At 66.7% G+C, this 19,465-nt stretch carries 12 protein-coding genes and 1 tRNA gene; 7 read left to right on the forward strand and 6 right to left on the reverse strand.

Going from position 1 to position 19,465, the window contains the following annotated elements; all coding sequences use genetic code 11:
* The first annotated feature begins 189 nt into the window (after positions 1-189).
* The 4 genes from glnA to DPV79_RS20890 all read left to right on the forward strand — a co-directional run bounded on the left by glnA (position 190) and on the right by DPV79_RS20890 (position 6,670).
* Positions 190-1,605, forward strand: coding sequence for a type I glutamate--ammonia ligase (gene glnA, locus DPV79_RS20875; protein WP_017331833.1), 1,416 nt, complete (start codon positions 190-192; stop codon positions 1,603-1,605).
* 160 nt (positions 1,606-1,765) lie between these two features.
* Complete coding sequence (gene glnL / locus DPV79_RS20880; protein ID WP_021157653.1) at positions 1,766-2,908, forward strand: nitrogen regulation protein NR(II); 1,143 nt, start codon at positions 1,766-1,768, stop codon at positions 2,906-2,908.
* A 46-nt stretch (positions 2,909-2,954) separates the two neighbouring features.
* On the forward strand, positions 2,955-4,472 hold the full coding sequence (gene ntrC, locus DPV79_RS20885; RefSeq protein ID WP_113046369.1) for a nitrogen regulation protein NR(I): 1,518 nt from the start codon (positions 2,955-2,957) through the stop codon (positions 4,470-4,472).
* A gap of 89 nt (positions 4,473-4,561) precedes the next feature.
* Positions 4,562-6,670, forward strand: a complete 2,109-nt coding sequence (locus DPV79_RS20890; protein WP_113046370.1) for a prolyl oligopeptidase family serine peptidase — start codon at positions 4,562-4,564, stop codon at positions 6,668-6,670.
* Positions 6,671-6,689: 19 nt separating this feature from the next.
* On the opposite strand, the gene xth is transcribed toward DPV79_RS20890, so the two are convergent.
* Entirely contained in the window at positions 6,690-7,466 is a 777-nt protein-coding gene (gene xth / locus DPV79_RS20895; RefSeq protein ID WP_048024087.1) for an exodeoxyribonuclease III, read from the reverse strand.
* Between the two features lie 182 nt (positions 7,467-7,648).
* Between xth and DPV79_RS20900 the strand changes: the two genes are divergently transcribed.
* Positions 7,649-7,725, forward strand: a tRNA-Met gene (locus DPV79_RS20900).
* A 98-nt stretch (positions 7,726-7,823) separates the two neighbouring features.
* Here the strand turns inward: DPV79_RS20900 and DPV79_RS20905 are convergent.
* Positions 7,824-8,516: an aspartate/glutamate racemase family protein gene (locus DPV79_RS20905; RefSeq protein ID WP_113046371.1), complete on the reverse strand. Its 693-nt coding sequence runs from the start codon at positions 8,514-8,516 to the stop codon at positions 7,824-7,826.
* A gap of 136 nt (positions 8,517-8,652) precedes the next feature.
* Between DPV79_RS20905 and dinB the strand changes: the two genes are divergently transcribed.
* The gene (gene dinB / locus DPV79_RS20910; RefSeq protein ID WP_113046372.1) at positions 8,653-9,846 is read left to right on the forward strand and encodes a DNA polymerase IV; all 1,194 of its coding nucleotides are present in this window, start codon (positions 8,653-8,655) and stop codon (positions 9,844-9,846) included.
* 60 nt (positions 9,847-9,906) lie between these two features.
* Here dinB and DPV79_RS20915 read toward each other — a convergent pair whose 3' ends face one another.
* From DPV79_RS20915 to fixL, 4 genes are all read right to left on the reverse strand, one after another.
* Complete coding sequence (locus DPV79_RS20915) at positions 9,907-11,994, reverse strand: M3 family metallopeptidase (RefSeq protein WP_021157659.1); 2,088 nt, start codon at positions 11,992-11,994, stop codon at positions 9,907-9,909.
* Positions 11,995-12,217: 223 nt separating this feature from the next.
* On the reverse strand, positions 12,218-13,078 hold the full coding sequence (gene folD / locus DPV79_RS20920) for a bifunctional methylenetetrahydrofolate dehydrogenase/methenyltetrahydrofolate cyclohydrolase FolD (protein ID WP_060063379.1): 861 nt from the start codon (positions 13,076-13,078) through the stop codon (positions 12,218-12,220).
* Between the two features lie 244 nt (positions 13,079-13,322).
* The gene (fixJ, locus tag DPV79_RS20925) at positions 13,323-13,961 is read right to left on the reverse strand and encodes an oxygen response regulator transcription factor FixJ (protein WP_006493245.1); all 639 of its coding nucleotides are present in this window, start codon (positions 13,959-13,961) and stop codon (positions 13,323-13,325) included.
* Positions 13,958-16,474, reverse strand: coding sequence for an oxygen sensor histidine kinase FixL (fixL, locus tag DPV79_RS20930; RefSeq protein WP_042973631.1), 2,517 nt, complete (start codon positions 16,472-16,474; stop codon positions 13,958-13,960). The genes fixJ and fixL overlap by 4 nt, the downstream gene beginning before the upstream one ends.
* A gap of 273 nt (positions 16,475-16,747) precedes the next feature.
* On the opposite strand from fixL, the gene aceE reads away from it, so the two are divergent.
* Positions 16,748-19,444 carry a pyruvate dehydrogenase (acetyl-transferring), homodimeric type gene (aceE, locus tag DPV79_RS20935; RefSeq protein ID WP_113046373.1) on the forward strand — a complete coding sequence of 899 codons (2,697 nt, stop codon included), beginning with the start codon at positions 16,748-16,750 and terminating at the stop codon, positions 19,442-19,444.
* The last annotated feature ends 21 nt before the right edge of the window (positions 19,445-19,465 follow it).

A 19,465-nucleotide genomic window follows, 5' to 3' on the forward strand; every position in this document is an offset into this window, starting at 1 on the left:
CGCGCAGCCCGGCCCTGTCGTGGCGAGCCCCGGCGCGATTTGCGCCCGTCGTTCGCAAAGGTGGCACGGAAGCTGCTATATAGAATTCGGTCGAATCGGGGCGCGCTGCGCCAAAGCAAGACCCCGGTCAGCTCGATAAACGAGGCGGTTCCCAGTCCGCCGGAATTGTTCTAATCAGGAGAAGAGGTTATGAGTAAAACCGTCGCCGACGTCATGCAGCTCGTGAAGGACGAGGACGTCAAGTTTGTCGATTTCCGCTTCACGGATACGCGCGGCAAGGAGCAGCACGTGTCGGTGCCGGTTTCGGCGTTTGACGAAGACAAGTTCGAAAGCGGCCATGCATTCGACGGCTCGTCGATCGCCGGCTGGAAGGGCATCGAGGCGTCGGACATGCTGCTCATGCCGGACCCGAGCGCCGCTTTCGTCGACCCGTTCTACGAAGAGTCGACCCTCGTGCTGACCTGCGACGTGGTCGAGCCGGCCGACGGCAAGGGCTACGAGCGCGATCCGCGTTCGCTCGCGAAGCGCGGCGAAGCGTACCTGAAGAGCACGGGTATCGGCGATACGGCCTACTTCGGTCCGGAACCGGAATTCTTCATTTTCGACTCGGTCCAGTGGAACACGGACATGTCGGGCTGCTTCGTGAAGATCAATTCGGAAGAAGCGCCGTGGTCGGCAGGCAAGGAATTCGAAGGCGGCAACACGGGCCACCGTCCGGGCACGAAGGGCGGCTACTTCCCGGTCGCACCGGTCGACACGTTCCAGGACATGCGTTCGGAAATGTGCCTGCTGCTCGAACAGCTCGGCATCCCGGTCGAAGTGCACCACCACGAAGTGGCGGGCCAGGGCCAGAACGAAATCGGCACGAAGTTCTCGACGCTGGTTCAGCGCGCCGACTGGACGCAATGGTCGAAGTACATCATCCACAACGTCGCGCACTCGTACGGCAAGACGGCGACGTTCATGCCGAAGCCGGTCGTCGGCGACAACGGTTCGGGCATGCACGTTCACCAGTCGATCTGGAAGGACGGCCAGAACCTGTTCGCGGGCAACGGCTACGCCGGCCTGTCGGAACTGGCGCTGTTCTACATCGGCGGCATCATCAAGCACGCCCGTGCACTGAACGCGATCACGAACCCGACGACGAACTCGTACAAGCGTCTGGTCCCGCACTTCGAAGCACCGGTCAAGCTCGCGTACTCGGCGCGCAACCGTTCGGCATCGATCCGCATTCCGCACGTGTCGAACCCGAAGGGCCGCCGTATCGAAACGCGCTTCCCGGATCCGATGGCGAACCCGTACCTGTGCTTCACGGCGCTGATGATGGCCGGCCTCGACGGGATCCAGAACAAGATCCATCCGGGCGAAGCAGCGGACAAGAACCTGTACGACCTGCCGCCGGAAGAAGATGCAAAGATCCCGACCGTCTGCGCGGGCCTCGACCAGGCACTCGAAGCGCTCGACAAGGATCGCGAGTTCCTGACGCGCGGCGGCGTGTTCACGGACGGCATGATCGACGCGTACCTCGCGCTGAAGGAGCAGGAGCTGGCGAAGTTCCGCATGACGACGCACCCGATCGAGTTCGAGATGTACTACTCGCTGTAATCGGCGATGGCGCTTCGATTCAGCGCCGTTTTGCCGGTTCGTTCCCGCCGCGCGGTTGGCGGCGGGGGCGGCGGAGTCTGAAAGGGGCGGCGTTCAGCCGTCCCTTTTTTGTTCCGGTGATTTTCCTTTTCTGGCCCGTTGAGGCGCGACAAGCACGCAGATGGTTCTGAAGAATCTGATCAAGGCGAAAACGGGGCAGCCCGAGCGACTGACGGACGACGAGCGGCTCGCACGCTCGGGCCTGCTGGCGGGGCTGGAAGCGCTGCCGACGGTCGTGCTCGTGCTCGACCGCAAGACGCTGCGGATCGCGTTCGCGAACCCGTCCGCGGAGGCGATGCTCGACATCTCGCGCCGGCAGCTCGCGCAGCGGCCGTGGGGCGAGATTTTTCCGAACGCGAACGAACTGGCGTCGACGATCACCGCGATCGGCGAGGAACGCTTTCACGCGACGCACCTCGATACCGTGCTCGACCGGCCCGGCCGCGAACCGCTGCACGTGCACGCGATCGTCGGCTTCCTCGAGACCGCGCCCGATTTCGTGCTCGTCGAGCTGTTCGAGAACGAACGGCAGTCGCGCACCGATCGCGAGGAGCGCATCCACGACCTGACCGCGGTCAACAAGCAGCTGATCCGCAACCTCGCGCACGAGATCAAGAATCCGCTCGGCGGCATTCGCGGCGCAGCCCAGCTGCTCGAATTCGAACTCGGCGAGCGCGAGCGCGGCGAGTTGCGCGAATACACGCAGGTGATCATCAAGGAGTCCGACCGCCTGCAGACGCTCGTCGACCGGTTGCTGGAGCCGCACCGGCATCCGCACATCGTCGGCGACGTGAACATTCATGAAGTATGCGAACGCGTGCGCGCGGTGATGCTCGCGGAATTCCCGCGCGGGCTCACGATCGAGCGCGACTACGACGTGAGCGTGCCGGACCTGCGCGGCGACAAGGAGCAACTGATCCAGGCGCTGCTCAACATCGTGCGCAACGCGGCGCAGGCGCTGCGCGAACGGATCGCGCAGGGCGACGCGAAGATCGAGTTGCGCACGCGCATCGCGCGCAAGGTGACGATCGCGAAGCGCCTGTACCGGCTGGCACTGGACTTGCACGTGATCGACAACGGGCCCGGCATCCCGGAAGACATCCGCGACCGGATCTTCTACCCGCTCGTGTCCGGGCGCGACGACGGCAGCGGCCTCGGCCTGACGCTCGCGCAGACGTTCGTGCAGCAGCACGACGGGACGATCGAGGTCGAAAGCCGGCCCGGACGTACCGAATTTCAGATCCTGCTGCCGCTCGATCATTGAGCGGCGGCATGGCGATTCACCGGATTCACCAATATCTGACCGACCTATGAAGCCGATCTGGATAGTAGACGACGACCAATCGATCCGCTGGGTGCTTGAAAAGGCGCTTGCCCGGGACAGCTTCGCGACGAAGAGCTTCGCGAACGTGCGCGAAGCGCTGGCCGCGCTCGACCACGAGACGCCGCAGGTGCTCGTATCCGACATCCGGATGCCGGGCGGCTCGGGCCTCGAGTTGCTGCAGGCGATGCACGAGCGCCTGCCGGGCCTGCCCGTCATCATCATGACGGCGTTCTCCGATCTCGACAGCGCCGTCGCGGCGTTCCAGGGCGGCGCGTTCGAATATCTCGCGAAGCCGTTCGACGTCGACAAGGCGGTCGAGCTGATCCGCCGCGCCGTCGAGGAAAGCCTGCGCGGCGGCGTGCCGCAGGACGAGCGCGTGGCCGAGGCGCCCGAGATGCTCGGCCAGGCGCCCGCGATGCAGGACATGTTCCGCGCGATCGGCCGCCTGTCGCACTCGGCCGCGACCGTGCTGATCACCGGCGAATCGGGCACCGGCAAGGAGCTCGTCGCGCGTGCGCTGCACCGTCACAGCCCGCGCGCGAACGGGCCGTTCATCGCGCTGAACACCGCGGCGATCCCGAAGGACCTGCTCGAATCCGAGCTGTTCGGCCATGAGCGCGGCGCGTTCACCGGCGCGCAGTCGACGCGGCAGGGCCGCTTCGAGCAGGCCGAGAACGGCACGCTGTTCCTCGACGAAATCGGCGACATGCCGTTCGACCTGCAGACGCGCCTGTTGCGCGTGCTGTCGGACGGGCAGTTCTATCGGGTCGGCGGGCACAACCCGCTGCGCGCGAACGTGCGCGTGATCGCCGCGACGCACCAGAATCTCGAATCGCGCGTGCGGCAGGGCCTGTTCCGCGAAGACCTTTACCACCGGCTCAACGTGATCCGGCTGCGGCTGCCGCCGCTGCGCGAGCGCAGCGAGGACATCGCGCTGCTCACGCGCCACTTCCTGCAGAAGAGCGCGCGTGATCTCGGCGTCGAGCCGAAACGCGTGTCCGACGAGGCGCTGGCCTACCTGACGTCGCTCGCGTTTCCCGGCAACGTGCGCCAGCTCGAGAACCTCGCGAACTGGCTGACCGTGATGGCGCCCGCGCAGACGGTCGAGATCAAGGACCTGCCGCCCGACCTCGTGCCGGCCGGCGCGCCGGTCGTCGCTGCGGGCGAAGGTGCGGGCACGCACGTCGGTGGTGGCGATACGGCACTCTCGGCACCGGTGACGGGCACGGCGCCGGTGGCGTCCGCGCCAGTCGCGGCCGCGCCGAACGGCAGCGCGCCGGCCGGCTATCCGGTGTGGGAGCATGGTTTGCGCACCGAGGTTGCACGGCTGTTGCGCGAGAACTCGGCCGACGTGATGGACGAACTTGCACGCCGCTTCGAGGCGGCCGTGATCCGCGAGGCGCTCGACTTCACGCGCGGTCGCAAGGTCGAGGCCGCGGAGCGCCTCGGCATCGGCCGCAACACGATCACGCGCAAGATCCAGGAACTCCATCTGGAGCCCTGAGCACGATTTGCGGCATGCGCGGGCATCGCGCATGCCGCGATCGGACATAATCGCGGTTTGCACGCCGTTTGCCATTCCGCCCATCCGCAATGTCCGATTCCTTCCGCTGGCCCGCCGGGGCCGACCCATTCCGTTTCCTCGAAGCGCTCGACAGCAAGCGCGCCCGCACGTGGGTCGACGAGCAGAACGCGCGCACGCGCGCCGCGCTGCGTGACGACGATGCCTATCGCGCGCTCACGGCGCGCCTCGCGAAAGCGTACCTGCCGCGCGAACGCCCGGTGATTCCAACCCGCTGGCGCGACTGGGCCTACGACCTGTGGCAGGACGATCTCCATCCGAAGGGGCTGTGGCGCCGCACGCGCTGGGACGACTGGCGTGCGGGCCGGCCGGCGTGGGAAACGCTGCTCGACGTCGATGCGCTCGGCGCGGAGGAGGGCGAATCGTGGGTGTTCGAGCAGGACGCGATCCTGTATCCGGACGGCGATCGCGCGCTGCTGTCGCTGTCGCCGGGCGGTGCCGACGCGGTCGTCGTGCGCGAATTCGATCTCGTCGAACGTCGTTTCGTCGACGGCGGCTTCACGATCGACGAGCCGGGGCATCACACGGTCGGCTGGATCGATCGCGATACCGTCTACGTGAGCTGGGATCGCGGCGACGCGCATGCCACCGCGGCCGGCTATCCGTATGAAGCGCGGCGCTGGGTTCGCGGCACCGCGCTTGCCGATGCGCCCGTCGTCTTCAGCGGCGAACCCGACGACATCAGCGCGGGCGCGGGGTTCGATCCGATCGACAACCGCCACGTCGCGTGGCGCAGCGTCGACTTCTTCGACGCGCATGCGTACCGGCTGACCGATGCGGGCGAGTGGGTGCGCTACGACGTGCCGCCCCATGTCGAGGTCGGGTTCTGGGAAGGCTGGCTCATGCTGGAGCCGCGCCTCGACTGGGATTGCGGCGGCGTGCGCCATGCGGGCGGCTCGCTGCTGGCGATCCGCGAGCAGGCGTTCCTGGCCGGGTCGCGCGAACTCACGACGCTGTTCGCGCCGCAGCCGACGACGTCCGCATGCACGTGGACGCACACGCGCACGACGCTGATCGCGAGCTGGCTCGACGACGTGCACAACCGCACGATGCTGTGGCAACCGCGACAGGTCGACGACGGTACGTGGACATGGGATGCGCGGCCGTTCGAGTGGGCGGGCGACGCGCAGATCGACGTCGAGCCCGTCGAGGCGACGCTGAATGACGAGGTGTACGTCGACGTCGACACCTATCTCGATCCGCCCGAATGCTGGCTGGCGGATCTGGCCGACCGCGCGGACGATGCGTCGTCGCGCCGCGTGCTGCTCGACCGGCCGCCGGTGCAGTTCGACGCGACGGGGCTCGTCGTGCGCCGCGCGAGCGCGCGCTCGCAAGACGGCACGATGGTGCCGTACACGCTGATCGGGCCGCGCGATGCACTCGATCCGGCCGAAGGCGCCACGCGCGTCGCGCGGCCGTGTTTGCTGTCGGGCTACGGCGGTTTTGCGATCCCGAACCTGCCGGGCTACAGCGACGCGTTCGGCATCGGATGGCTCGAGCGCGGCGGCGTGATGGCGTTCGCGCACATCCGCGGCGGCGGCGAGTTCGGGCCGCGCTGGCACGTCGACGCGCAGCGCGAACACCGCCAGCGCTCGTTCGACGATTTCATCGCGGTGGCCGAGGATCTGGCCGCGACCGGCGTGACGAGCGCCGCTCAGCTCGGCATCGAGGGCGGCAGCAACGGCGGGCTGCTGGTTGCCGCGTGCATGGTGCAGCGGCCGGAGCTGTTCGGCGCGGTGCTCTGTCGCGTGCCGCTGCTCGACATGCGGCGTTATCCGAAGCTGCACGCGGGCGCCGCGTGGCTCGACGAATACGGCGACCCGGAGGATCCGCACGAAGGTGCGGCGCTGGCCGCGTATTCGCCGTATCACCGCGTGCGCGAAGGCGTCGCGTATCCGCCGTTGCTGCTGACGACGTCGACGCGCGACGACCGCGTGCATCCCGCGCATGCGCGCAAGATGGCCGCGCGCATGCATGCGCTCGGTCATGAACGGGTGTGGTATTGGGAGAACACCGACGGCGGCCACGGCAGTGCCGACGATCTGGAACGCGCGGAAGCCGACGCGGCGGAATTCGGGTTCCTGTGGGCCCATCTCGGGCCGGCGCCCGCGCGGCGCTGAACGCGCGCGGGCGGCCCGGTCAGCCGACGACCGCGACCACGGGCGTGTGGTCGGACGGCTGTTCCCACGTGCGCGGCGTGCGATCGACCTCGCACGACGTGCAGGTTTGCGCGAGCGCCGGCGACAGCAGCACGTGGTCGATGCGCAGCCCCGCGTTGCGGCGGAACGCCATCATCCGGTAGTCCCACCACGTGAAGGTCTTCTCCGGCTGTTCGAAGCGGCGGAACGCATCGACGAAGCCGAGTTCGATCAGTTGCGCGAAGTGGGCGCGCTCCTGCGGCGACACGAGGTTCTGGCCTTCCCATTTCGCGGGGTCGTGCACGTCGCGGTCTTCCGGCGCGATGTTGTAGTCGCCGAGCAGCGCGAGCTTCGGGTAGCGCTGCAGCTCGGTGCGCAGCCACGCCTGCAGCGCGTCGAGCCATTGCATCTTGTAGACGAACTTGTCCGAGTCGGGCGCCTGGCCGTTCGGGAAATACGCGGACACGATGCGCACGCCGTCGACCGTCGCGGCGATCACGCGCTGCTGCGGATCGTCGAAGCCTGGAATGTTGCGCACGACGTCCGATTCGTCGACGGACAACGTGTCGCGCGCGAGGATCGCGACGCCGTTGTAGGTCTTCTGGCCCGTGAACCAGCTGCGGTAGCCGGCGGCTTCAAGATCGGCGCGCGGGAATTTCTCGTCCGGCAGCTTCAGTTCCTGCAGGCACAGCACGTCGGTGCCGCTTTGCGCGAGCCAGTCGAGTACGTGCTGCTTGCGGACGTTGAGCGAGTTGACGTTCCAGGTGGCGATTTTCATGAACGGGAGTGTGCGTGCGGGGTAAATGCGAAGGCCGCCATCTTACCGCGAGCACGCGGTGCGAACGCGCCCGTCGTGCGGGGCGGGGCGGTGCGTCGCACCGCCGTCACGGGGAATCGGGAAGAAATTGTGACAAAAGTATTGACGTGAGTACTTCCTCACCCTATAATTTATTTCTCTGACGCGGGGTGGAGCAGTCTGGCAGCTCGTCGGGCTCATAACCCGAAGGTCGTAGGTTCAAATCCTACCCCCGCAACCAAGCACACCAGACGATGTGCAGCGCAAGTGACCGATGCGCGCTTCGTCGACAGGAACCCGGCTCCGTGCCGGGTTTTTTGTTTTCTGCGCGCGGCGCCGCTATTGCGCCGCCCACTCGACCGCCGCCTTCGCATGCAGCGCGGTCGTATCGAACACCGGCAGCGGCGAGTCGTCCGCGCCGATCAGCAGCGTGATTTCCGTGCAGCCGAGGATCACCGCCTGGGCGCCGCGTGTCGCCAGTTCCTCGATGATCGTCACGTACGTCGCGCGCGATTCCGGCGCGATGATGCCGTGGCACAGCTCGTCGTAGATGATCCGGTGCACGTCGTCGCGCCCGCGTTCGTCCGGCACGAGTACCTCCATGCCGAACCTGTCGCGCAACCGCTCCGCGTAGAACGGCAACTCCATCGTGTAGCGCGTGCCCAGCAGCGCGACGCGCTCGATGCCCGCATCACGCAGCGCGGCGCCGGTCGGATCGGCGATGTGCAGGAACGGCAGCGTCACCGCGGCTTCGATCGCGGCGTGAACGCGATGCATCGTATTGGTCGTCAGCACGACGAGATCGGCGCCGGCCGCTTCGAGCTGCCGCGCGGCGCCGGCCATCCGCTCTCCGAGCGCGGCCCAGTCGTGCGCGCGCTGCAGCGTTTCGATCTCCGCGAAATCGACCGTGACCAGCACGCTTTTCGCGTTGTGATGCCCGCCGTGCAGCGCCTTCGAATGGCGATTGATCATCCGGTAGTACTCGGCCGACGATTCCCAGCTCATCCCGCCGATCAGTCCGATCGTCTTCATCCGTCACCTTTGCGTTTCGTGTATTGCGGCAGACGAGTATAGGCGCCGCTGCCCGCGCCGGCCGGTACGATCCGTGCAAAGCGGGCCGGTACGGCACAGCCGGGCGCGACCGCACGCGACAGTTGAAACCGGCACTGTGTTTTTGTACAGTATCGGCACCGTGAACCCGACCATCATTCCGCCTGCCGATCCGCACGCGCCGCCGCCGGGCGACGTGCTGCCGCGCATGCGCAAGATCATTCATTGCGATTGCGACTGCTTCTACGCGTCGGTCGAGATGCGCGACGACCCGTCGCTGCGCAACCGGCCGCTCGCGGTCGGCGGCCGGCCCGACCAGCGCGGCGTGATCGCGACCTGCAACTACGAGGCGCGGCGCTACGGCGTGCATTCGGCGATGTCGTCGGCGCTGGCGATGCGCAAGTGTCCGGACCTGCTGATCCTGCCGTCCGCGATGGACAAGTACCGCGCGGCATCGCGGCAGATCATGGCGATCTATCGCGACTACACGCCCGACGTCGAGCCGCTGTCGCTCGACGAGGCGTACCTCGACGTCAGCGGGTCGGAGCGGTGCCAGGGCAGTGCGACGCTGATTGCGCGGGAGATCCGCCAGCGCGTGCACGATACGGTCGGCGTGACCGTGTCGGCCGGCGTCGCGCCGAACAAGTTCATCGCGAAGATCGCGTCCGACTGGAACAAGCCCGACGGGCTGTTCGTCGTGCGGCCGCACGAGATCGACGCATTCGTCGCGGCGCTGCCGGTGCGCAAGCTGCACGGCGTCGGAAAGGTGACGGCCTCGCGGCTCGACCGGCTCGGCATCCAGACCTGCGCGCAATTGCGCGACTGGCCGCTGATCGACCTGCACCGCGAATTCGGCGCGTTCGGGCGGCGGCTGTACGAATTGTCGCGCGGGATCGACGAGCGGCCGGTGCAGGCCGACCAGGAGCGCAAGTCGGTCAGCGTCGAGACGACCTACGTCACCGATCTGACGACGCTCGAGCAGTGCGCGGAAGAAATCCGCCGCCTCGTCGTGCAGCTCGACGCGCGTATCGCGCGGGCGGGCGCCGCGCGGTCGATCCGCAAGCTGTACGTGAAGATCCGCTTCGCCGATTTCCAGCGGACGACGGTCGAGTGCGTGGCCGACGCGACGCATGCGGATACGGCCGTCACGCTGCTCGCGAAGGGGCTGCAACGGCGTGCGCAGGCGGTGCGGCTGCTCGGCGTCGGCGTGCGCATCGACGAGGATACCGCCGAGCGCCACGGGCAGTTCTTGCTGTTCGACGACGAAACCGGACACGCCGGCGACGCAGCCGACGAACCCCCGGCACCATGAAAAAAGGCACCGCCGCGGCGGTGCCTTTCGATGCAGCCGGACGAGCCGGACAGCGGGCGCTCAGTGCGCAGGTGCGGCCATCCCGTTGTGGCGCAGCAGCGCATCGATCTGCGGCTCGCGGCCGCGGAACGCCTTGAACGAGTCCATCGCCGGGCGGCTGCCGCCGACCTCGAGGATTTCGCGTCGATAGCGCGTGCCGGTCGCTGCGTCGAGCACGCTGCCGCTCGCGGCGGCCGCCTCCTCGAACGCCGCGTACGCATCGGCCGACAGCACCTCGGCCCACTTGTAGCTGTAGTAGCCGGCCGCGTAGCCGCCCGCGAAGATGTGGCTGAACGTGTTCGGCCAGCGCGAGAACGCGGCTTGCGGAATCACGTGATAGCGTTCGTTGATCTCGCGCGCGAATGCGGTCACGCCGGTGGCGCCTGCCGGATCGAAGTCGACGTGCAGCAGCATGTCGAACATCGAGAACACGATCTGGCGCAGCGTGCCCAGCCCGCTCTGGAAGTTCTTCGCGGCGATCATCTTGTCGAACAGCTCGCGCGGCAGCGCGGCGCCTGTATCGACATGCGACGACATCGACGACAGCACGTCCCATTCCCAGCAGAAGTTTTCCATGAACTGCGACGGCAGCTCGACGGCATCCCATTCGACGCCGTTGATGCCCGACACGCCGAGCTCGTCGACGCGCGTGAGCATGTGGTGCAGCCCGTGACCGAATTCATGGAACAGCGTGATGACTTCGTCGTGCGTGAAGCATGCGGGCTTGCCGCCGACCGGTGCCGAGAAGTTGCAGGTCAGGTACGCGACCGGCGTCTGCACGGTGCTGCCGCGCTTCGCGCGCGACCGCGCGTCGTCCATCCACGCACCGCCGCGCTTGCCTTCGCGCGCGTACAGGTCGAGATAGAACTGCGCGACGAGCGAGCCGTCGCGGTTCTCGACGCGGAAGAAGCGCACGTCCTTGTGCCACACCGGCGCATCGTCCGGCTTGATCTGGACGCCGAACAGCGTCTCGGTGACGGTGAACAGGCCCTTCAGCGCGGCCGGCTCCGGGAAGTACTGCTTGACCTCGTTTTCCGAGAACGCGTAGCGCTGCTGGCGCAGCTTCTCGGCCGCGTATGCGACGTCCCACGGCGCGAGTTCGGCGAGGCCGAGTTCCTTCGCGGCGAACGTGCGCAGCTCGTCCCAGTCCTTGTCCGCGTGCGGGCGTGCGCGCGTTGCGAGATCCTCGAGGAACGCGATCACCTGCTGCGGCGATTCGGCCATCTTCGGCGCGAGCGACACTTCGGCGAAGTTGCGGTAGCCGAGCATCTGCGCCTCTTCGCGGCGCAGCTTCAGCGCATCGGCGACGATCGCCGTGTTGTCCCATTCGGCCTTGCCGTCGCCGTACTGCGGCCCGAGTTCCGACGCGCGCGTCGCATAGGCGCGGTAGAGCGTCTCGCGCAGCGCGCGGTTGTCGGCGTATTGCAGCACCGGGAAGTACGACGGGAAGTGCAGCGTGAATTTCCAGCCTTCCTTGCCGTCCTTCTGAGCGGCTTCGCGGGCGGCCTCGATCGCGTCGCCGGGCAGTCCGGCCAGTTCGGCGTCGTCCTGCACGATGTACGCGTACGCGTTGGTCGCGTCGAGCACGTGATCGGAGAAGGCCTTCGACAGCGCGGCCTGCTGTTCCTGCAGTTCGGCGAAGCGCGGCTTCTGGTCCTCGGGCAGCTCGGCGCCCGACAGGCGGAAATCACGCAGCGCGTTGTCGAGGATCTTTTTGCGTTCGGTGGACAGCGTTGCGTATTCGGCACTCGCGGCGATCGCCTTGTACTTCTCGTACAGCGCGAGGTTCTGGCCGACGCTCGACCAGAATTCGGTCACGCGCGGCAGGTTTTCGCCGTAGGCGGCTCGCAGTTCGGGCGTATCGGCGACCGCGTTCAGGTGGCCGACGATGCCCCACGCGCGACCGAGCGGCTCCGTCGCGTGCTCGACCGTCTCGACGACATCCGCCCAGGTTGCCGGCGTCGCGGCGGCGCTTGCCGTCTCGACCGCGCGGCTGGCGGCATCGAGCAGCGTGTCGAGCGCGGGCGTCACGTGTTCCGGGCGGATCTCGCCGAAGCGGGGCAGGCCCGAGAAGTCGAGAAGCGGGTTGGTGTTGGCGCTGGCGGACATAAGACTCCCTGTCTGTTGCCGGATGAACCGGAGTGAAAAGGGTAAGGCGCGCACGGCAGCGCGGCGCCCGATATCGACATTATTGGGGCGCATCGCGCGCTTTCCAATCGTTAGTTTCTAACGACGCGATTGGTGCGGGGTCGAATGCGGGATGGGGTGGCCGGCGAGGTGCAGCCGGCGAGGCGCCGGCGCGCGGAACCGCACGCCGGCTGAACGGGCAGGGTCAGGCGGCTGCGTCGGCCGCGCGCTCGGCGGCTTCGATCGTGTTGATCAGCAGCATCGTGATGGTCATCGGGCCGACGCCGCCCGGCACCGGCGTGATGTGGCCGGCCACTTCCTTCACGCCCGCGAAGTCGACGTCGCCGCACAGCTTGCCCGCATCGTCGCGGTTCATGCCGACGTCGATCACCGTCGCGCCGGGCTTCACCATGTCGGCGGTCAGGATGTTGCGCTTGCCGACCGCGGCGACCACGACATCGGCCTGCCGCGTATGCGCGGCGAGGTCACGCGTCTTGCTGTGGCAGATCGTCACGGTCGCGCCGGCGTCGAGCAGCATCATCGCCATCGGCTTGCCGACGATGTTCGAGCGGCCGATCACGACCGCGTTCGCACCCTGCAGCGGGATGTCGTGCGCCTCGAACATCTTCATCACGCCGTACGGCGTGCACGGCCGGAACAGCGGCTTGCCGGTCATCAGCGCGCCGGCGTTCGCGATGTGGAAGCCGTCGACGTCCTTCTCCGGCGCGATCGCCTCGATCACCTTGTGGCTGTCGATGTGCGCGGGCAGCGGCAGCTGGACGAGGATGCCGTGAATCTTCGGGTCGCGGTTCAGCTCGTCGATGCGCGCGAGCAGGTCGGCTTCCGATAGCGTGGCCGGGTACGCATCCTTCAGCGAGAAGAAGCCGTTGTCCTCGCACGCCTTGATCTTGTTGCGCACGTAGACTTCGCTCGCCGGGTTGGCGCCGACGAGGATCACCGCGAGACCGGGCTGGTGGCCGCGTGCGGTCAGGGCGGCGGCGCGTTCGGCGGCCTGCGCGCGCAAGGTCTTCGAGAGGGCGTTGCCGTCGATGAGGAGGGCTGTCATGGTGGTGGTCCTGCCGGGAAGTTGGAATGCGGGCGTGCGGCACGCGAAGCGCCGCAGCAAAGCACGCAATTATACCGGTCGCCTGCCGTCGTCCGACAGTGAATACAAGGAAAGCGTCATGGCGCCGGTGCCGGCGCTCCGGGAGGAAGCGCCGGGCCATGCCGCGCGAGTGGGCCGCATCGCGCGGCGCGGTAGCCGATGGTGCGGCCGGCCGGGCAGGGCTGCCCGGAGCCGCGCGCGCCGCTCAGGCCTGCTTCTTCGACAGCGCGAGGCGCAGCAGGTCGGCCACCGTATTGACGTTGAGCTTTTCCATGATGTTCGCGCGGTGCGCTTCGACCGTCTTGATGCTGATGCCGAGATCGTCGGCGATCTGCTTGTTCAGGCGGCCCGCGATGATCCGTTCGAGCACCTGCTGCTCGCGCGCGGTCAGCTTCGACAGGCGTTCGCTCGCGGCACGCTGCTCCTGGACGCTCTTGCTTTCGCTTCGGGCCTTGTCGAGCATCCGCTCGACGAGCTTGCGCAGCTCGGCTTCGTCGAACGGTTTCTCGATAAAGTCCATCGCACCCTTTTTCATCGTCGACACGGCCATCGGCACGTCGCCGTGACCCGTGACGAAGATGATCGGCAGCGCGGCATTGTCGGCGATCAGGCGTTCCTGCAGCTCGAGACCGCTCATGCCCGACATCCGCACGTCGAGGATCAGGCACGCGATCTGGCCGGCCTGCTGCGCCGGCTGGTACGCATCGAGGAACTGCTCGGCGCTCGAGAAGCATTGCACGCGATAGCCGTTCGCCTCCAGCAGCCAGCGCAGCGAGTCCCGTACGGCCTCGTCGTCGTCGACGACGAAGACGGTTTCCTGAGTGGTGGTGACAGGGCTATTCATAGTTCTCCCGTAACGGTATGTGATGCCGATGCCTCGCGCCCCCCTTGGCCGAGATCAGCGGGTTCCCCAATGGGCAGGCTGCAGTGGAACGTCGCGCCGGAAATGCGGCCATCCGGCTCGACGTTGTTGACCACCCACAGACGCCCCCGATGCGATTCGATGATCGAACGGCAGATGTTCAGCCCCATGCCCATGCCATCGGACTTGGTGCTGTAAAACGGTTCGAACAGGCGCTCGGCGGTCGCTTCGTCGACGCCCGGGCCCTGGTCGATCACGCGGATGTCGACGAATCCCGCCTCGATGTCGGCGATGACGCGGATCACGCCGTCCGCCGACGCCGGCTTCACGTCGGCCATCGCCTCGGCCGCGTTCTTCATCAGGTTCACGAGCACCTGCTCGATCAGCACGGGGTCGACATAAATAATAGGCATTCTTGCGAGGATTTCCGTGACGATCCGGATCCTGCGCTTCCTGGCCTCGATTTCAGCGAGCCCGACCGCGTCGGCGACGATGTCCGCGACCCGGGCCGGCTGGCGCTTCGGCTCGCTGCGCTTCACGAATTCGCGGATCCGCTTGACGATCATCCCGGCGCGCAGCGCCTGCTGCGCGGTCTTTTCCAGCGCGGGCTGCAGCGTCTCGGGCGTGCCGCGGCCGCTCTTGACGAGCGCGAGCGTGCCCGAGCAGTAGTTGTTGATCGCGGCGAGCGGCTGGTTCAATTCGTGAGCAATCGACGACGCCATTTCACCCATCGTCATCAATCGGCTCGTGAACTGCAGCTTCTCTTCCTGCTGGTGCGCGAGCTCCTGCGCCTTCTTGCGGGTCGTGATGTCGGTCGCGATCTGCATCTGCGCGAGGTGGCCGTCCACCCACTGGATGTACTGGCGGCGCACCTCGAACCACTTCTGGATGCTCTCGACGTACACCTCCTGCGCATCGGCCGTGCTGCTCGTCAGCGCGGCGGCCGGCAGGCCCGCGAACGCGTCGACCATGTCGATCGAGTCGGACGATGCCTGCGCGCGGTCGAAGCCGCCGCCCGACAGCTCGAGATGGCCGTCCGGGCGAATGCCGAACAGGTGGCGGTAGTAGCGGTTCGCGAACAGCAGCTCGGCTTCGTCGGCGGCCAGCACCGACACCGCGGCGTCGAGGCTTTCGAGCACCGTCGTGAAGCGCTCGTGCGCGGCCGCGAGTTCCTCGCGCGCGCGCTTCGGCTCGGTGATGTCGGTCATCGACGACATCCAGCCGGTCTGGCGGCCCGAACTGTCGATCAGCGGCGACACGTACAGGCGCGCATGGAACAGCGTGCCGTTCTTGCGCCGCACGCGCAGCTCGAAGCCCGAGCTCGGCGCCTTGCCGCGCAGCGTCATGTCGAGCTGGCGCTGCATTTCCGGGTAAGCGTCGCGCGGCCAGTACGGGAACGGCGCGACCTTGCCGACGAGGTCGGTTTCGTCCCAGCCCGTCATCCGGCAGAACGCGGGGTTCACGTGCGTGATGCGGCCGTGCATGTCGAGCACGCGCATGCCGATCAGCACCGAATTCTCCATCGCGCGGCGGAAGAACGCCTCCGCGTACAGCGCCTGCTGCGCCTCGAAGCGCTGGCGCGTGTGCTTCCACAGGCTCCAGAGGCTCCACAGCACGAAGCACGACAGGCCCGCCACGAGCCATACGAGCGTGTTGTTGGTGAGGTTCGTGAGCTGCGGGAATGCGTACACGCGCACGGTCAGCCCCTGACCGGGCGGATCGAGCGGCAGGTCGTAGTGCGAGTCGCGCGGCAGGCGCGGGCGCGTCGACGTGGACGACAGCTCGCGGTTGTTCGCGTCGGTGATCGAGATCTTGTACTTCGACGACAGTTCCTGCGGAATGTCGTGCTTCAGGATGCCTTCGACCGAGAACACCGCGGCGATCGAGCCGAGGTACTCGCGGTCGCCGCGCATGACGGGCGTCTGCAGCGTGATGAAGCCGTTGCCGAAGTCGTCGTAGATCAGCGGCGAATAGGCCTGGCGCCGCGTGCTGCGCGCCTCGTCGTACGCGCCGCGCACGGCGTCCTGCATCTGCGCTTCGCCGGGCTTCGCGAGCCGCTGGCCGAGCAGCGGCGGATGCACGGTCGGCCAGCGCTGTACGCCGGGCGACGTGTACCAGTTCAGGTAGAGGATTTCCGGGTGCGTCTGCATCACGTCCGCGACGGCCATCTGGAACGCGTTCTGGTCGAGACGGCCGGACGCGAGGTCGCGCGACACTGCCTGGAGCTGTTCCTGCGCGCCCGTCATCGACAGGCGGATCTGCTGCTGCGCCCACGCGACGTTCCGGAAGAGGGTGTCTTCCTGCTGCTGCTGTTCGCGGCGGTTGAGGCTCCACAGGATGAGGCTCATCACCACCAGGAACACGAGGATCGACAGCAGTGGCGTCAGCAAATAGGAATTGGACCACCACGGTCCGTGGTGCCAACGGGACGGCTGCGACTCCGCCGGCGGGCCCGACGGTCGCGCCGAGCGTGCGAAAAGCCGATCGGTCAACATGGCAGGATTGTAGCGCAGCGCAATACATGGAAAACCTATACCGGATATGTTGAACGGAAACGGATTTGTTCCGCCGGGACGCGCCGGAGAGCCCCGAAATATGGGTGCAGCGCAGCAATATTTCGTATTGCGAGAAAAGATCTCACAATTCGAAAATTTTGTTGCGCAGGCCCGCGCACGCTCATTACAATCCGCTGGAGCTTGCCCGCAGCCGGTCGCGTCGCGTCGTCTGCACGAGAGCGATCCTCACATTCCAGGACCCAGGAGACGAGAATGTCCGCTGTACCGAACGAAGTGATGAAATATGTCGCCGCCGAACGTGACGACGACCCGCAAGAAACCGTCGAGTGGCTGGAGTCGCTCGATGGCGTGATCTCCTCCGTGGGCACCGGCCGCGCGCATTACCTGATCGAAAAGCAGATCGAGTTCGCCCGCATGCACGGCGAACACCTGCCGTTCTCCGCCAATACCCCGTACATCAACACGATCCCGGTCGAAGCCCAGGCGAAGATCCCGGGCGACCAGGACATCGAGCACCGCATCCGTTCGTACACGCGCTGGAACGCGCTGGCGATGGTGCTGCGTGCAGGCAAGGACACGAACGTCGGCGGCCACATCGCGTCGTTCGCGTCGGCCGCGACGCTCTATGACGTCGGCTACAACCACTTCTGGCACGCAGCGTCCGAGCAGCACGGCGGCGATCTCGTGTTCGTGCAGGGCCACTCGTCGCCGGGCGTGTACTCGCGCGCATTCCTGCTCGGCCGCCTGAAGGAAGAGCAGCTCGACAACTTCCGCCAGGAAGTCGACGGCAACGGCATTTCGTCGTACCCGCACCCGTGGCTGATGCCGGACTTCTGGCAGTTCCCGACCGTGTCGATGGGCCTCGGCCCGATCATGGCGATCTACCAGGCACGTTTCATGAAGTATCTGGAAGCGCGCGGCATCGCGAAGACGGAAGGCCGCAAGGTGTGGGCATTCCTCGGCGACGGCGAGACGGACGAGCCGGAATCGCTCGGCGCGATCGGGATGGCGAGCCGCGAAAAGCTCGACAACCTCGTGTTCGTGATCAACTGCAACCTGCAGCGTCTCGACGGCCCGGTGCGCGGTAACGGCAAGATCATCCAGGAACTGGAATCGGAATTCCGCGGTGCCGGCTGGAACGTGATCAAGGTCATCTGGGGCAGCCGCTGGGATGCGCTGTTCGCACGCGACAAGACGGGCGCGCTGATGCGCCGCATGATGGAAGTCGTCGACGGCGAGTACCAGACGTACAAGTCGGAGTCGGGCGCGTTCGTGCGCGAGCACTTCTTCAACACGCCTGAACTGAAGGCGCTCGTCGCCGACTGGTCCGACGACGACATCTGGGCGCTGAACCGCGGCGGCCACGATCCGCACAAGATCTACGCGGCGTTCCACGAAGCCACGAACACGAAGGGTGCGCCGACCGTCATTCTCGCGAAGACCATCAAGGGCTACGGGATGGGCGAGTCGGGCCAGGCGATGAACATCACGCACCAGCAGAAGAAGCTGCCGGTCGAGCAACTGAAGAAGTTCCGTGACCAGTTCCGCCTGCCGATCACCGACGAGCAGATCGCCGACGTGCCGTACCTGAAGTTCGAGGAAGGCTCGAAGGAACTCGAATACATGCGCAAGCAGCGCATGGATCTCGGCGGCTACCTGCCGCATCGCCGCGAGAAGGCGACGTCGCTGCCGGTGCCGGCGCTCGACGCGTTCGAGCCGCTGCTGAAGGGCACGGGCGAAGGCCGCGAGATCTCGACGACGATGGCGTTCGTACGGATCCTGAACATCCTGCTGAAGGACAAGGCGCTCGGCAAGCGCGTCGTGCCGATCGTCCCGGACGAATCGCGTACGTTCGGCATGGAAGGCCTGTTCCGCCAGATCGGTATCTGGAACCAGCAGGGCCAGAAGTACGTGCCGGAAGATTCCGACCAGCTGATGTTCTACAAGGAATCGGAAACCGGCCAGATCCTGCAGGAAGGCATCAACGAAGCGGGCGGCATGTGCGACTGGATCGCGGCGGCGACGTCGTACTCGACGCACGGCGAGATCATGGTGCCGTTCTACATCTTCTATTCGATGTTCGGCTTCCAGCGGATCGGCGACCTGGCATGGGCCGCGGGCGACATGCGTTCGCGCGGCTTCCTGCTCGGCGGTACCGCGGGCCGCACGACGCTGAACGGCGAAGGCCTGCAGCACGAAGACGGCCACTCGCTCCTGTGGGCGGCATCGGTGCCGAATTGCGTGAGCTACGACCCGACGTTTGGCTACGAGCTCGCCGTGATCGTCCAGGACGGCCTGCGCCGCATGGTGCAGGACCAGGAAGACGTGTACTACTACATCACGGTGATGAACGAGAACTACGAGCACCCGGCGATTCCGCAGGGCGAGCACGTGGCGGCCGACATCATCAAGGGCATGTACGCGTTCAGGAAGGCCGACGCCGACAAGAAGGCGCCGCGCGTCCAGCTGCTCGGCGCGGGCACGATCTTCAACGAAGTGATCGCTGCCGCCGACCTGCTGAAGAACGACTGGGGCGTCGCCGCCGACCTGTGGAGCGTGCCGAGCTTCACCGAGCTGGCGCGTGAAGGCCACCAGGTCGAGCGCTGGAACCTGCTCCATCCGACCGAGGAGCGTCGCCTGTCGCACGTGCAGAAGTGCCTGAAGGACACGCAGGGCCCGGTCATCGCATCGACCGACTACGTTCGCGCGCTGGTCGACCAGATCCGCGGCCAGATCGATCGCCGCTTCGTCGTGCTGGGCACCGACGGTTTCGGCCGCTCGGATACCCGCGAGAAGCTGCGTCACTTCTTCGAAGTCGACCGTCACTGGGTCACCGTCGCCGCGCTCAACGCGCTGGCCGACGAGGGCACGATCGAGCGCAAGGTGGTCGCGGAAGCGATCGCCAAGTACAACCTCGATCCGTCGAAGCCCAACCCGATGACCGTTTAACGCACACGCCGTGTGATGCCG

This window comes from Burkholderia reimsis (assembly GCF_003294055.1).
In the GTDB taxonomy this organism is placed as follows: Bacteria; Pseudomonadota; Gammaproteobacteria; order Burkholderiales; family Burkholderiaceae; genus Burkholderia; species Burkholderia cepacia.

Bases quoted from the DNA above. Each gene is read 5' to 3' on its own strand.
- folD (WP_060063379.1), bottom strand. From the start codon at position 13,078: ATGACAGCCCTCCTCATCGACGGCAACGCCCTCTCGAAGACCTTGCGC.
- aceE (WP_113046373.1), top strand. From the start codon at position 16,748: ATGTCCGCTGTACCGAACGAAGTGATGAAATATGTCGCCGCCGAACGT.
- glnA (WP_017331833.1), top strand. From the start codon at position 190: ATGAGTAAAACCGTCGCCGACGTCATGCAGCTCGTGAAGGACGAGGAC.
- fixL (WP_042973631.1), bottom strand. From the start codon at position 16,474: ATGTTGACCGATCGGCTTTTCGCACGCTCGGCGCGACCGTCGGGCCCG.
- DPV79_RS20890 (WP_113046370.1), top strand. From the start codon at position 4,562: ATGTCCGATTCCTTCCGCTGGCCCGCCGGGGCCGACCCATTCCGTTTC.
- glnL (WP_021157653.1), top strand. From the start codon at position 1,766: ATGGTTCTGAAGAATCTGATCAAGGCGAAAACGGGGCAGCCCGAGCGA.
- ntrC (WP_113046369.1), top strand. From the start codon at position 2,955: ATGAAGCCGATCTGGATAGTAGACGACGACCAATCGATCCGCTGGGTG.
- DPV79_RS20905 (WP_113046371.1), bottom strand. From the start codon at position 8,516: ATGAAGACGATCGGACTGATCGGCGGGATGAGCTGGGAATCGTCGGCC.
- xth (WP_048024087.1), bottom strand. From the start codon at position 7,466: ATGAAAATCGCCACCTGGAACGTCAACTCGCTCAACGTCCGCAAGCAG.
- fixJ (WP_006493245.1), bottom strand. From the start codon at position 13,961: ATGAATAGCCCTGTCACCACCACTCAGGAAACCGTCTTCGTCGTCGAC.
- DPV79_RS20915 (WP_021157659.1), bottom strand. From the start codon at position 11,994: ATGTCCGCCAGCGCCAACACCAACCCGCTTCTCGACTTCTCGGGCCTG.